Consider the following 12,731-nt stretch of genomic DNA (forward strand, 5'->3'; position numbering starts at 1 on the left):
CGTTCGGCGAAGTGGAAACTCGCTTAGACCTCGACGACGACCGCGCCGCCCTGACCACCGCCGGCGCACATTGCCGCGACACCGATGCCGCCACCGCGACGGGCCAGCTCGTAGACGAGCGTGGTGACCATGCGCGCGCCCGAGGCGGCGATGGGGTGGCCGAGGCTGCAGCCGCTACCGGAGAAGTTCACCTTCTCCTCGTCCAGGCCGTACTCGCGGCAGGCCGCGATCGGCACCGAAGCGAATGCCTCGTTGATCTCCCACAGCGCCACGTCCGACGGCGACAAGCCGGCCCGCTGCAACACCTTTCCGATTACCTTGACCGCGCCCAGACCGCAATCCCGAGCTGGCACGCCCGCCGCGGCCCAGGCCTTGACGGTGCCCATCACGTTGAGCTTGTTGGCTTTGGCGTAGTCGCTGTCGACGAGCGCGACGGCCGCCGCGGCGTCGTTGGTGCCGCTGCTGTTGCCCGCGGTGATCGAGAAGCCCTCGATCTCCGGGTGCAACACCTTCAGGCCGGCGAGCTTCTCGATGGTGGTGTCGCGGCGCGGGTGCTCGTCGACGGCGAACTCGGTGACCGAGCCGTCGAACTGGGTGATCTTCAGGGGCAGGATCTCGTCGGCGAACTTGCCGGCGTCCTGGGCCGCGACGGCGCGCTGATGCGAGCGGGCCGCCCAGGCGTCCATCTCCTCGCGGGTGATGCCGACGGTCTGGGCGGTGTTCCAGCCCACCGTGATCGACATGTCCTTGGCGGGCGCATCCGGCGTCTCGACGTGCGTCGGCGGCATCCACCGCTCCTCGAACTGCAGCTCGGGCCCCGGGATGCGCCAGTTCGTCAGCGGCGTCATCGACAGCGACTGCACACCGCCGGCGATCAGCACCCGCTCCATACCCGAGCCGATCTGGGCCGACGCGTTGCCGATGGCGGTCAGGCTGCCCGCGCAGTGGCGGTTGACCGACTGGCCGGGAACGTGCTCGAGACCGGTGGCGGTGGCGGCATAACGGGCCAAATCACCACCGCCGTAATGCGATTCGGCGAAGATGATGTCATCGATGTCCGATGGGTCGACGCCGGACCGGCGGACCGCCTCCGGGAGCACCGCGGTGATCAGGGTCTCCGGCGGCGTGTTGACCAGCGTCCCCTTGAACGAACGGCCGATGGCCGTCCGGACAGCTCCGACGATGACGGGTGTACCCATGTTCTAAACCTCGCTGCGGTGGGCGGTCAGACGACGCGAATCGTATCAAATACTGTATAGGCAATAGTAATGGTCTAAATTCGGTACGCCGGGGTCTGTGACGGCGCTAACAATTAAGCGTTTCGGGTAAACACGGAGGCCAACCGTTGAAGACCAAAGGTGCGCTGGTCTGGGAATTGAACAAGCCGTGGTCGATCGACGAGATCGAGATCGGCGATCCTCGTCGCGGTGAGGTGACCGTCCAGCTGGAGACGGCCGGCCTGTGCCATTCCGACCAACATTTGTTGACCGGTGACTTCCCGATCCCGAGCTTTCCGGTGCTGGGCGGTCACGAGGGCGCCGGGATCATCACCGAGATCGGCGAGGGCGTCGAGAATCTGGCCGTCGGCGACCACGTGGTGATGTCGTTCATTCCGTCCTGCGGGACGTGCAAGCCGTGTCAGACCGGGCTGCGCAACCTGTGCGACCTCGGGATGGGCCTGCTGTCGGGCCAGTCGGTGTCCGACGGGTCCTTTCGCGTGACGGCGAAGGGACACAATGTGCTGCCGATGTCGCTGCTGGGCACCTTCGCGCCCTATGTCGTCGTGCATCACACCTCGGTGGTCAAGGTCGACCCGACGATCCCCTTCGAAGTCGCTTGCCTGGTGGGCTGCGGGGTGACCACGGGCTTTGGCTCCGCGGTGCGCAGCGCGGCGGTCAAACCCGGCGAAGACGTCGCGGTGATCGGGATCGGCGGCGTGGGCGTTGCTGCCGTGCAGGGCGCCCGAATCGCCGGGGCCCGAAGGATATTCGCCGTCGACCCGTTCGAGTGGAAGCGCGAGCAGGCGTTGAAGTTCGGCGCCGCAGAGACTTTCGCCGATGTCGCCGACGCCTTTGCCCGCATCGCCGAGGTCACGCGCGGGTTCATGTGCCACAAGGTCATCGTCACCGTCGGCCGCACCGACGGCAGCGAGGTCGAATCATGGATGGGCCTGACCGCCAAGGGCGGGGTCTGCTGCCTGACCGCGATGGGCGGCGTGCTGGACACCGACGTGACCCTCAACCTCGCGGGACTATCGCTGCTGCAGAAAAGCTTGCAGGGCAGCATTTTCGGCGGGGGCAACCCGCAACACGACATCCCGGCGATCCTCGAGCTCTACCAGCTGGGTCAGATCAACCTCGACGACATGGTGACCCGCGAATACCGCCTCGAGCAGATCAACGACGGCTATCGCGACATGCTCGAGGGCCGCAACATCCGAGGCGTCATCCGATTCACCGACGCCGACCGCGCCTAACCCGCTCAAACTCGCGTCAGCGCACCAGACACAATGAGTCCATGACCACCACCCCCGCAGCCCAGCGTGACGCCCAGACCGCCGCTTACCGAGTCGCAGCGATGCTGATGGGTATCGGCACCGTGCATTTCCTCGCTCCCAAGCCGTTCGACACGATCGTCCCGGTCGAGCTGCCGGGCGATCCGCGCTTCTACACCTACGCGTCGGGCGTCGCGGAGATCGCCACCGGCGCCTTGCTGGTACCGCGACAGACACGGCGGTTCGCCGCGCTGGCCGCCATTTTTTTGTTCATCGGGGTCTTCCCGGCCAACGTCAACATGTGCCGGTTGTGGTGGAACAAGCCGTGGCCGATGCGCATCGCCGCCTTCGCCCGGTTGCCGCTGCAGCTTCCGATGATCACCACGGCGTTGAAGATCTTGCGCAACAGCTAGCCCGCGGGCCGTCATCGCGACAGCGGCGAACCCACGCGATGTGCGGTGCCGTCGGGATCGACGTAGGCGAATTCCCTTAAGCCGTAAGGTGTATCGACCGGTTGCAGCAAGCGGCCGTCGAGATCCTGCAGCGCCGCCCATTCCGCGTAAAGGGCGTCGGCGTCGCTGACATAGAGGTACACGCTGGCCGCGGTGCGCAGCGGATCGTGTTCGGCCCACTCGCTGATATGCATCGACACCGAGCCGCGGTCGACGAAGCCGTAACGCTCGGGACCTTCGTAGCCACGGGCATCGAACCCCAGTCGGCGATAGCGATCCAACGCGATGTCGAGATCTCTGACGGGGATGATCGGGGCGACCGAGGCGAAATCGATTTCGGGCACACCACAGTCTGTCAGTTCGCCGGCGCCGGACGAATGCTGTCGTATGCTCCACCCGAGTCGACTCAGCAGGAAGGCGCTCAACGATGAGTCAGCTACCGGGCTTCGTCGCGGTCGCTGCTACCGCGCTGGTAGTGGCGGCATGCGACAGCAACGGGGGCGGCACCGGCACCACGTTGTCAAGGCCGCCGTCCGCGACTTCTACAAAACAGGCGCTCGCGCCGGGCGCGCTACAGGATCTGATGCTCGGCCCCGCCGAAGTCGACACCATCCTGGGAGTCACCGGCTCGAGGACTGACAAACTGTCCGACTCGCTGCAAGAGGACCAAACCGCCGGAGTCGGCCCCAGCGGCTTCAGATTCCCCGAAGAATGCTTGTACATCACCGGTCCTGCCCTCGCGCCGGTGTACGCCAACAGCGGGAGCACCTCGGCATACGGTGAGAGGATTTCCGCACCGCCCTCGCCCGGAGGGTCGGGGTCGAGTGATTCCAGGCCCGACGTCAACCAATATGTGGTGATGTTTTCGTCCGCCCAGCAGGCGAGCACCTTCTTCGACACCTCCGCCCAGCGCTGGCCGGCCTGCGCCAACCGCCAAGGCACGGTTCCCGACGGCCCCAAGTCACCGGGCTTCCAATGGAAGGTGGGACCGGTTTCGAACGCCAACGGGGTTCTGAGCACTTCCGTGTCCGTCAGCCTCACCAAGAATGGCGAGAACATCGTCAAGACTTGTCAGCGGGCGCTGACCGTACGCAACAACGTCGCGATCGATGTCGTCGGTTGCCGCCCAAACCCCGGTGACGTGGGCGTCGACGCCGCCAATCGGATCGCCGGCAAAGTCGACAAACAGTAGGCGTCGCGCCGTCCGCACGAATTCAGCAGCTCCCACCGGGATCTCGCGGCGCTTCCCGCAAACGCCCCGGGACCCTCGCCGCTGTCGTATGCTCCATCCGCAAACAACCTCTCAATAGCCCGCGCGCAGGATGCGCGAAACGCTGTCGAGCCGCCTCGAGCAGGAAGGCATCAAACGATGCGCCAATGTGCAGTCGCCGTCGCCGTCGCCACTACCGGGATACTGGTCGCTGCCTGCGGTGGCAGCAACGGGGGTGGCACCGCTTCGTCTTCGACCACGACCACCACGACGACGTCGTCCAAGCCTCCACTGGCGCAGGCGGCGCTGGCGAGCCTGCTGCTCACCCCGGCCGACGTCGACAGCGTGCTGGGTGTCACGGGTTCGAAGGTCGACAAAACGTTCGACGCGCTGCAAGAGGACAAAAGCGCCGAGGTGTTTCCCAAGGATTACAAGTTCCCCGCCGATTGCCTCTACATCACCGGCGAGGCGTTGACACCCATTTACACCGGCAGCGGCAACACCGCGGTGCACGGTGAGCGCGACCTTGCGCCCATTCCCCCGAATTCGAATGATCCCAACCCCGACGTAACCCAGTTTGTGGTGTTGTTTCCCTCCGCCGACCAGGCGAATGCTTTCTTCAACACGTCGTCCCAGCACTGGCCGGCCTGCGCGAACCACCAGGAGACCGTTCCCAGCGGCGACCCGGACGGCCCGGACATTCAGTGGAAGGCGGGTCCGGTTTCCAACGCCAACGGAATACTGAGCACCACCGTGAGCGTGACCCTGGGCAAGGGCAGCGACACCATTTCCCAGACCTGCCAACGGGCGCTGACGGTACGCAACAATGTTGTGATCGACGTCGAGGCCTGCCGCAAGGATCCGGGGGACGCGGGCGTCAGCGTCGCCAAACAGATCGCCGGCAAGGTCGACAAGCAGTAGTTCCCTTGACGTTCAGGCGATTCGAGCAAGCCCGAGACGACGCCCGCGACTTTGGTAAGAATGGGTTGCTATGCCGCGCAATTTCGATGTCTCGACCGAATCGCCTGCCAGCGTTGAACAGATTTATGCGGCGTTCAGTCGCGAGGAATATTGGCTGGCACGCATCGCGCTGGGGGACGCCGCGACCACCACACTGGATTCACTGAATGTCGACCCCGACGGCAGGCTGACCGTGCGGGTAACTCAGCATGTGGGTCGCCAGCTGTTGCCCGGCCCGGTTGCCAAATTCGCGCCCGGCGAGCTGAAACTCGTGCACGAGGAGACATGGAAACCGAACGGAGGCGGTCACGTTCTCGGCCAGGTCAACGTCTCGACCTCGCCCGGGGTCGGCGGCGCCCGGGCGGAGGCGTGGATGGAGCCCACCGGCGACGGCACGCAGTTGCGATTCGCGATCAAGGTGCACGTCAAAATCCCCTTGGTGGGCGGCAAACTCGAGAAGACTCTCGGCGCGAATCTGTCTGAGAGCATCCCCGCGGTGCAGCGCTTCACCACCAGCTGGATTGCCGAACACCCCTAGCGCTTCGCCTGATGCCTGTTGCCATGCGAGTGCGTCGAGGTGTTAGCTCTGTATTCGTCAGCAACCAACGCCGCTTGGCAGACAGAAAGCCGAAGACGATGCTTCGTAGCTTGTACGCCCCAGCAGCAATGGCGCTAGGGATTGCCGCCGCGGCGTGCGGCGCGCACCAGGCGTCGGGACCGACCACATCGGGTTCGGCGAAACCGCCGGCGAGCAACAGCACGACCGCTTCTCCGACTCCCAACACGGCCGTCGCACCGGCGGGGACGAGTAGCGCACCGCCCGACTGCGTCGGATTGTCGATCTGCACACCACCACCACCGGACGCCGAGGGCAACCCGGCGTGTTACTACTCCGATGGCTGGCAAGCCAATTCAGCCGGGGCCGGGATCGAAATCTGGTATTTCCATGAGCCGCAGAATCTGTCGAAACCCGACAAGGTCACGGCAGTGGTCCGTAAGAAGGACGGCACCACCGAGTCTCAAGATGCCGCCATCGAGGCCGGCCAACAAACGCATCGCTTCGAGTTCCCGACGGTCGACAAGTCCGCGGTTCAAGAGGTCCTGCTGGTCACGAGCGGTGGTCGCTGCTTCGTGATCGGCGGTTAAACGTATCCGATTCTCCCCCTTGCGTTTTCGCATCCGGTGAAAGACAACGGCTTCCTGCTGGAAGCGTAAGCCTTTCAGCCGCAGGGTGTTTAGCCGCCGGTCAACTAGGTAGGCTTCGTCGTTAGAGCAGGCGACGGATGAAGGAACACCAGATGACCCGCATACGCATCATGACGCAGGCAGACACCGACGAGTGCGCGCGGATCTGCTACAAAGCCTTCAACGCGATCGCCGCCCGGCACAACTTTCCGTCCGATTTCCCCTCGGTGCAACATGCTCACGATCTCGTCAACGCGTTGGCGCCCCACCCCGGATACTTCAGCGTCGTAGCCGACTCCGATGGCCGCGTCGTCGGCAGCAACTTTCTCGACGAACGGTCGGCGATCTTCGGGGTGGGCCCGGTCAGCGTGGCCACCGACGTTCAGGACGGCCGCGTCGGCCGCGCCTTGATGCAGGCCGTGTTGGACCGAAGCGCCGAGCGGCAGGCACTGGGTGTACGACTCGTGCAGGTCGCGTATCACAACCGTTCGATGAGCCTCTACACCAAGCTCGGATTTCAGACCCGCGAACCGCTGGCCGCGATCCAGGGCAAGCCATTGTCGATGCAGATCAGCGGATTTGACGTGCGAGCAGCCCACGAAGCGGACTTGGCCGACTGCGACAAGCTCTGTTTGCAGGTGCACGGCCACGACCGGAGCGGCGAGCTGCGCGATGCGATCGCACACGGATCCGCCAAGGTCGTCGAACGCGACGGCCAGATCACCGGATATACCACCGATGTCGGGTTCACCGGTCACTCGGTTGCCGTGAGCAACGAAGATCTGATGGCGTTGATCGCCGCCGCGGACGAATTCTCCTGGAATGGATTCCTTGTTCCGTTGCGCAACGCCGACCTGCTGCGCTGGTGTTTCGACCACGGCTTGCGCATCGTCTACATGCTGAACATGATGGCGCTGGGGTACTACCAGGAGCCGCACGGTTCCTTCTTGGCGTCCATCGGCTATTGACGGCTAACCCGAAGTGCTGACCGTCATTCCGGCCGCCACCGAGTCGAACACCTGCGTCACGAGGTCGACCACCTCTTCGCGCGTCACGTCCAATGCCCCATCCAGCCAAGCGAGCAGGTAGGCGTCGGCGGCGGCTACCACACCGACGCCGAGCAACAGCCGCGTTCGGTCATCGACGCCGTCCACCGTCGGCAAGAGGTCGGCCACGAGCTGGGCCAGCTTGCGCAGTCCTTCTTGGCGTCGGACCGCAACCGTCGGCCCCCCGGAAAACACCTCGCGAAGCTTGATGCGCGCATGGCCGGGGTTGCCGTCCAGCGCGCGGCTGATCGCGTCGATCATCGCCCGGGCACCTTCGGAGGCTCCGGCGGTGGCGTCGATCGCGACCCGGCAAGCACTGACTTCCTCGTCGATGAGTTGGTCGTAGGCGGCCGCCAGCAGCGCGTCCAGGTCGGCAAAACTCTCGCCGAAGTAACGATCGCGCAGTTCGGCCTGTCGCAGCACCGCGCGGATCGAGGTGCCGGCATAGCCATGCTCGCCGAACAGCTCGATGCCTGCATCGACCAATCGGGCACGGCGCTCGGCGACCCGCTCCACCGCGGTCTTTCCGTCGTAATCCCTCATTCAAGACCTTCTGATTGCACGCGTCCCATGATGCAAAGCGTAGGCCAACCTGCAGTCTTTCCTCTACGCAATGTGAGGGCAATCACCATCTGATTGCGCTTGCCTCCAGATACAGGTACGTTCGGCCTATGACATCTTCACGGCAAGTTTCGCCAGATAATTCGTTCGACTACGTCATCGTCGGTGCCGGCAGCGCTGGTTGCGTGCTGGCCAATCGGCTGTCCGAAGACCCGTCGGTTCAAGTGCTCTTGCTTGAGGCGGGACCCGAGGACACACAGGACGCCATTCGGGTCCCCGCGATCTTCGGTTCCCTGTTCGGAACCGAAGTCGACTGGGATTATCGCCTCGAACCGCAGACGCACTATCAGGGATCGATGACCTATCCTCGCGGCAAGACGCTGGGTGGTTCGTCTTCGATCAACCTGATGGTCTACATCCGCGGAGACCGCGCCGACTTCGATGCCTGGAGCGAACGTGGCTGCGCTGGTTGGGATTACGACAGCGTGCTGCCCTACTTCATCAAAGCCGAGAACAACAGCCGCCTTGGCGAACCGTTGCATGGGCAGAGCGGTCCCCTGCACGTCGAGGACCGGATGTTCACCCATGAGCTGTCGCACAGCTGGGTCAGCGCGGCCGGTGAATGGGGCTTGGCGAACACCGACGACTTCAACGGCGCCGCCCAGATCGGTTCTGGCGCTTACCAAGTCAGCTGCCACGAAGGCTGGCGGTGGTCGGGTGCCGATGGCTATCTGAGACCAGCGCTGGACCGACCCAACCTCACCGTGCAGGTCAATGCCCAGGCAACCCGGATCCTGTTGGATGGCACCCGCGCCATCGGTGTGGCCTATGTGCACGATGGCGCGGAAGCCAACGCGCATGCCGGGTCCGAGGTGATTCTGGCCGGCGGGACCATCAACTCCCCGCAACTGTTGCTGCTGTCGGGCATCGGTCCGGCCGGCCCACTGCGCGCACTGGGCATCGATGTCAGATCAGACCTGCCGGGTGTCGGGGAGAACCTGCACGATCACACGATGACCCCGATCGTCTGGGCGACTGAGGGCTCAACGGATCTGCTGGAGCTGGCCAGCCCGGAAAATTTTGCGCTCTGGCAAAGCCGGCGCGGTGGCCCCTTCGCATCCAACGGCGGCGAGGTGGGCGGGTTTCTCTGCACCACCGGGGACGGCATTCCGAATGTTCAATTCATCGGTGGCCCAACGTCATTCGTCGACCATGGGCACTTCGCCCCGCCACTGCCCAACTTCACGATGAACGCCGCGGTAACCCACCCCCGGAGCCGAGGCCGGCTTTGGCTGGGTTCTGCCGATCCACTGGCGCCTCCGCGCATCCATCCCGCCTACTTCTCCGACCCGGCCGACGTGCACGACGTCATCGCCGGCCTGAGCGCGGCGATCGAGATCGCACAGCAGCCCTCGCTGCGGAAGTTCCTCAAGGAACTAAATCTCCCCACCGAGGCGAAACCGGACGAGGCCGCTTTGGCCGCTCACGCGAGAAACTGGTCGCAGACCGAATACCACCCGGTCGGCACCTGCGCAATGGGTGTCGACGAACGAGCCGTCGTCGATCCCGATCTCAACGTTCGCGGTATCGACGGACTTCGGGTCGTCGACGCGTCGGTGATGCCCGCGATCATCAGCGGGAACACCAATGCGGCAACGGTCATGATCGCCGAGAAAGGCGCCGACCTGATCAAGAATTCCCGGCGCCCGAAATCCGGTAATCGCTGCTGACGGTGCGCTAGGTGACGACTTTTCTACTGCGGCAGCATCTCGCCGTGCGTCTCCGGCGCCAGCGGAATGATGAACAGCCCGATCACGAAAACGATCGCCGTCAGGGCAACGGGTAAGCCCAGGGTATGGGTGTGCAGCACCGCCGCGCCGAGCATGAAGTTCACGCCCGCGCCGACGAAGCGGCCGAGCGATGTGCAGAACGCGAACGCCGTTGCGCGCACCCGTGTCTCGAACTGTTCGGGCAGCCACAGACTGAATAGCGCGAAGTTGCCGCCGAAGAAGCCGAGCACGAACAGCCAAGCGATAAACGGCGCAAGGCCGTTAGGCAGATAGAACGCCCAACCAAAGCTGCCGGTGATCGCGACCGCCATTCCCGCAAAATAGATCGCGGCCGTCTTCCTGCGTCCGATGCGCTCGGCGATCGCCGGCAGCGCAATACAACCCAGGATCGTTCCGATCGACAACAAGCCCGTTGCCCACGATGCGGTTCTGGTGGCGTCGCTCTTGCCCATTCCCGCGTGCTGCGCCAGCTGAATCACGGCCGTCGGCTCGTACACCGCGCCCGCCCACAAGCCCACGATCGCGATCGTCAACAACGCGCAGGCCACCCAGGTTCGGCGCCGGTAGCGCGCGCCCAGGATTTCGCGCAGGGGGTTCACGCGAACGGAGCTGCCCGAATCGGCCCGCTGCCACTTCTCGGTCTCCTTCACGCGCGTCAAGATCAGGATCGCGACCACGACGGGCACGGCGCCGGTCAGAAACATTGCGCGCCAACCGAAATGGACGCCGATAGTGTAGTTGAGCGCCGCGGCCAGGAAAAAGCCGGCGTAGTAGCCGGTCTGCAGATAACCGGCACCCATCTTGCGTCGATCCTCTGGCCATGCCTCGGCCACGTAGGTCCCGGCGAGGGCCCATTCGCCGCCGATTCCGACCCCCGCGATGAAGCGGAAGGTGGCGAGTTCCCAGACGTTTTGCGCCATCGCCGAAAGCCCGGTGAAGATCGCGAAAGTGAAGATCGTCGCGGCCAGCACCTTCGTTCGCCCGAAGCGGTCGGCGATCGGACCCCAGATAAAGGAAAGCCCCCAGCCCACCAAGAACAGGGCGAACAGGATCGATCCCGCGACCCCGACGTTGGCCGGCGTCGCGGACATGCCCGACCGTGGCAACAGTTCAGTCAGCGCCGGCGTGAGCACCAGCGCATAAATGAACGAATCCATCCCATCGAGTGTCCAACCGGTCCAGGCCCCCCAAAAACCGAGGATTTGCGAACGATCCAGTGGCGTCCGGTTGCGTTTCGGCACCGTGCGCTGTTCTGTCGTTGAACTCATACCGTGCCCCCGGGCTGAAGCGGAATTGGCTCGCGAGTTTGTGCGTTAGAGCGAGTACCAAATTATATATAATATAGTGATGTCCGACGCTACGACTCATTCCCTCCTAGCCAGACCGGTAGCGCTGCCGGCTTCGCTCGCGTTAGCGGAGCGCGGCAGTACGTCGCGGATGATCGCCAACGCGTTGCGCGCCGCGATCGTCGACGGCAGCCTCGCCCCGGGCACGCCGTTGCGCCAGGACACGATCGCGCGGCACTTCTCGGTCAGCGCAATCCCCGTTCGGGAAGCCTTGCGCCAGCTCGAAAGCGAAGGCTGGGTGAAGGCCGAGATCAACAAGGGCGCCACCGTTGCGCCGCTGTCGGCGCAGGAAGCGCGGGAAATATACGAAATCCGCGCCGCACTGGAAAGCCTTGCGATCGGACTGGCCATACCCGCTCACACGCCGGCATCGCTGCGGAATGCGGCCGCACTCTGCAAGGCGGCGTCGGCCGAGAAGGATCCGGCGCTCTACGTCGCACGCAACCAGGCTTTCCATTTGAGCCTGTATGTGCCTGCCGCGCGACCGCAGCTCTTCGAGATGATCGACATGCTGCATGTCCGGGGTGAACGTTATCTTCGGCTCAAGTTCGGGCTGCCCTCCTACAAGCGAGCCTCCGACCGCGAACACGCCGCGCTGCTCAAGGCGGTCCGCCAGGGCGATGTCGACACCGCCCAGTCGCTGGTCACCCAGCATCTCCTCGACACCGGAGAGCTGCTCTACCGCTTCCTCTCCGAGTCCTCGAACCGGGAGCAATGTTGACCGGAACGCCAAGATCGATACCGAATCGCGGTAGTAGACAGAGTTTTTGACGGACCGCACCACGGTGCCGGTCAGCAAACCTTGCTGGCCTTCAGGCCATACATGACAGGGAATCGAGGTTCTTCCGGCGGCATCGCCCACCACCCATCCGGTCGTTGCACCATCAGCGGCCAGCGCCGCCACGGCAGCATCTCCGTTTCGGTGAGGCTCTCGACGACCAGTCCGGATCGCGCAACCGCGGTAACGACCTCGCCCAGGCCATGGGACCACTCGTAGTGCACGGTGTCGCTAGCGAGCGCCGGGCCATCGGTGTAGCTGTGGGTGCTGTCACGCTCGACGGCCCCACGGCCGGCGAGATAGTCGTGGCTGACAACCAAATGGTCTGGGGCATCAGGCTTTCGAGTGGGACCGAGGGCGTTGAACATCGGGTGGAATTCCATCAGATACAAGAAGCCGCCAGGCTTGAGCAAGCGCGATATCGTCTGCGCCCATGCGGTCAGGTCAGGCAGGTAACACAGGGCGCCTTTGCCCGTGTAGACGATGTCGAACCGTTCTGGCCCGAGGGCGGCCACCGCGTCGTAGACATCGGCGGTGACGTAGTCGATCGTCAGACCCGCTTGGCGCGCGATGCGCCGGGCCTCCCGCACCGAGACGGAGGAGAAATCCAGCCCGGTGGCGCGAGCACCCTTGCGCGCGAATGCCAACGTCTCCGTGCCCAAATGGCATTGCAGGTGCGCAAGTTCTTTTCCCTCGAGTCCACCGAGGTCGCGCCACTCGAACGGCGCGAACCACGTCGTCGGGTCCCGATCGCCGATTCCGTAGAAGTCGCTGTTCACGTGGATCGGTGTGCGCGCATCCCAATTGCGGATATTTGCATGCATTTTCGCGCGAGTGCCGTCGTCGAGCACGCTCCCAAGTATGCCGCAACGAGAACGCCGAAGCGATATCCTGCGCGTCCCGGCCACA

The 12,731-nt window shown here is 64.4% G+C and carries 14 protein-coding genes; 9 read left to right on the forward strand and 5 right to left on the reverse strand.

Annotated features, from left to right (window positions below; all coding sequences use genetic code 11):
- Positions 1-23 precede the first annotated feature (23 nt).
- A complete protein-coding gene (locus BN973_RS18875; protein ID WP_036470104.1) occupies positions 24-1,199 on the reverse strand; it encodes a thiolase family protein in 1,176 nt (391 codons plus the stop codon).
- Between the two features lie 146 nt (positions 1,200-1,345).
- Here BN973_RS18875 and BN973_RS18880 point away from each other — a divergent pair, with 146 nt between their 5' ends.
- Complete coding sequence (locus BN973_RS18880; RefSeq protein WP_036470106.1) at positions 1,346-2,476, forward strand: NDMA-dependent alcohol dehydrogenase; 1,131 nt, start codon at positions 1,346-1,348, stop codon at positions 2,474-2,476.
- Between the two features lie 41 nt (positions 2,477-2,517).
- Complete coding sequence (locus tag BN973_RS18885; RefSeq protein ID WP_036470108.1) at positions 2,518-2,907, forward strand: DoxX family protein; 390 nt, start codon at positions 2,518-2,520, stop codon at positions 2,905-2,907.
- Positions 2,908-2,918: 11 nt separating this feature from the next.
- On the opposite strand, the gene BN973_RS18890 is transcribed toward BN973_RS18885, so the two are convergent.
- Positions 2,919-3,281, reverse strand: coding sequence for a bleomycin resistance protein (locus tag BN973_RS18890; RefSeq protein ID WP_139830128.1), 363 nt, complete (start codon positions 3,279-3,281; stop codon positions 2,919-2,921).
- A gap of 92 nt (positions 3,282-3,373) precedes the next feature.
- Here BN973_RS18890 and BN973_RS18895 point away from each other — a divergent pair, with 92 nt between their 5' ends.
- From BN973_RS18895 to BN973_RS18915, 5 genes are all read left to right on the forward strand, one after another.
- Entirely contained in the window at positions 3,374-4,138 is a 765-nt protein-coding gene (locus BN973_RS18895) for a sensor domain-containing protein (RefSeq protein ID WP_036470111.1), read from the forward strand.
- Between the two features lie 177 nt (positions 4,139-4,315).
- Positions 4,316-5,077 (forward strand): sensor domain-containing protein, encoded by a 762-nt coding sequence (locus BN973_RS18900; RefSeq protein WP_036470114.1) that lies wholly within the window; start codon positions 4,316-4,318, stop codon positions 5,075-5,077.
- Positions 5,078-5,147: 70 nt separating this feature from the next.
- Positions 5,148-5,654: a DUF2505 domain-containing protein gene (locus tag BN973_RS18905; protein WP_036470116.1), complete on the forward strand. Its 507-nt coding sequence runs from the start codon at positions 5,148-5,150 to the stop codon at positions 5,652-5,654.
- A gap of 98 nt (positions 5,655-5,752) precedes the next feature.
- Entirely contained in the window at positions 5,753-6,262 is a 510-nt protein-coding gene (locus BN973_RS18910; protein ID WP_036472692.1) for a hypothetical protein, read from the forward strand.
- Positions 6,263-6,414: 152 nt separating this feature from the next.
- On the forward strand, positions 6,415-7,269 hold the full coding sequence (locus BN973_RS18915; protein WP_036472693.1) for a GNAT family N-acetyltransferase: 855 nt from the start codon (positions 6,415-6,417) through the stop codon (positions 7,267-7,269).
- A gap of 3 nt (positions 7,270-7,272) precedes the next feature.
- On the opposite strand, the gene BN973_RS18920 is transcribed toward BN973_RS18915, so the two are convergent.
- Positions 7,273-7,890, reverse strand: coding sequence for a TetR family transcriptional regulator (locus BN973_RS18920; RefSeq protein ID WP_036470118.1), 618 nt, complete (start codon positions 7,888-7,890; stop codon positions 7,273-7,275).
- Positions 7,891-8,018: 128 nt separating this feature from the next.
- Between BN973_RS18920 and BN973_RS18925 the strand changes: the two genes are divergently transcribed.
- On the forward strand, positions 8,019-9,638 hold the full coding sequence (locus BN973_RS18925) for a GMC family oxidoreductase (RefSeq protein ID WP_036470120.1): 1,620 nt from the start codon (positions 8,019-8,021) through the stop codon (positions 9,636-9,638).
- Between the two features lie 23 nt (positions 9,639-9,661).
- On the opposite strand, the gene BN973_RS18930 is transcribed toward BN973_RS18925, so the two are convergent.
- Entirely contained in the window at positions 9,662-10,966 is a 1,305-nt protein-coding gene (locus tag BN973_RS18930) for an MFS transporter (RefSeq protein WP_036470121.1), read from the reverse strand.
- Between the two features lie 79 nt (positions 10,967-11,045).
- Here BN973_RS18930 and BN973_RS18935 point away from each other — a divergent pair, with 79 nt between their 5' ends.
- The gene (locus BN973_RS18935; protein ID WP_051641344.1) at positions 11,046-11,765 is read left to right on the forward strand and encodes a GntR family transcriptional regulator; all 720 of its coding nucleotides are present in this window, start codon (positions 11,046-11,048) and stop codon (positions 11,763-11,765) included.
- Between the two features lie 71 nt (positions 11,766-11,836).
- On the opposite strand, the gene BN973_RS18940 is transcribed toward BN973_RS18935, so the two are convergent.
- The gene (locus tag BN973_RS18940; RefSeq protein WP_232232111.1) at positions 11,837-12,673 is read right to left on the reverse strand and encodes a class I SAM-dependent methyltransferase; all 837 of its coding nucleotides are present in this window, start codon (positions 12,671-12,673) and stop codon (positions 11,837-11,839) included.
- Between the last annotated feature and the right edge of the window lie 58 nt (positions 12,674-12,731).

The organism is Mycobacterium triplex (genome assembly GCF_000689255.1).
GTDB classification, from domain to species: Bacteria; Actinomycetota; Actinomycetes; order Mycobacteriales; family Mycobacteriaceae; genus Mycobacterium; species Mycobacterium triplex.

Bases quoted from the DNA above. Each gene is read 5' to 3' on its own strand.
- BN973_RS18935 (WP_051641344.1), top strand. From the start codon at position 11,046: ATGTCCGACGCTACGACTCATTCCCTCCTAGCCAGACCGGTAGCGCTG.
- BN973_RS18925 (WP_036470120.1), top strand. From the start codon at position 8,019: ATGACATCTTCACGGCAAGTTTCGCCAGATAATTCGTTCGACTACGTC.
- BN973_RS18905 (WP_036470116.1), top strand. From the start codon at position 5,148: ATGCCGCGCAATTTCGATGTCTCGACCGAATCGCCTGCCAGCGTTGAA.
- BN973_RS18900 (WP_036470114.1), top strand. From the start codon at position 4,316: ATGCGCCAATGTGCAGTCGCCGTCGCCGTCGCCACTACCGGGATACTG.
- BN973_RS18895 (WP_036470111.1), top strand. From the start codon at position 3,374: ATGAGTCAGCTACCGGGCTTCGTCGCGGTCGCTGCTACCGCGCTGGTA.
- BN973_RS18885 (WP_036470108.1), top strand. From the start codon at position 2,518: ATGACCACCACCCCCGCAGCCCAGCGTGACGCCCAGACCGCCGCTTAC.
- BN973_RS18910 (WP_036472692.1), top strand. From the start codon at position 5,753: ATGCTTCGTAGCTTGTACGCCCCAGCAGCAATGGCGCTAGGGATTGCC.
- BN973_RS18915 (WP_036472693.1), top strand. From the start codon at position 6,415: ATGACCCGCATACGCATCATGACGCAGGCAGACACCGACGAGTGCGCG.
- BN973_RS18875 (WP_036470104.1), bottom strand. From the start codon at position 1,199: ATGGGTACACCCGTCATCGTCGGAGCTGTCCGGACGGCCATCGGCCGT.
- BN973_RS18920 (WP_036470118.1), bottom strand. From the start codon at position 7,890: ATGAGGGATTACGACGGAAAGACCGCGGTGGAGCGGGTCGCCGAGCGC.
- BN973_RS18930 (WP_036470121.1), bottom strand. From the start codon at position 10,966: ATGAGTTCAACGACAGAACAGCGCACGGTGCCGAAACGCAACCGGACG.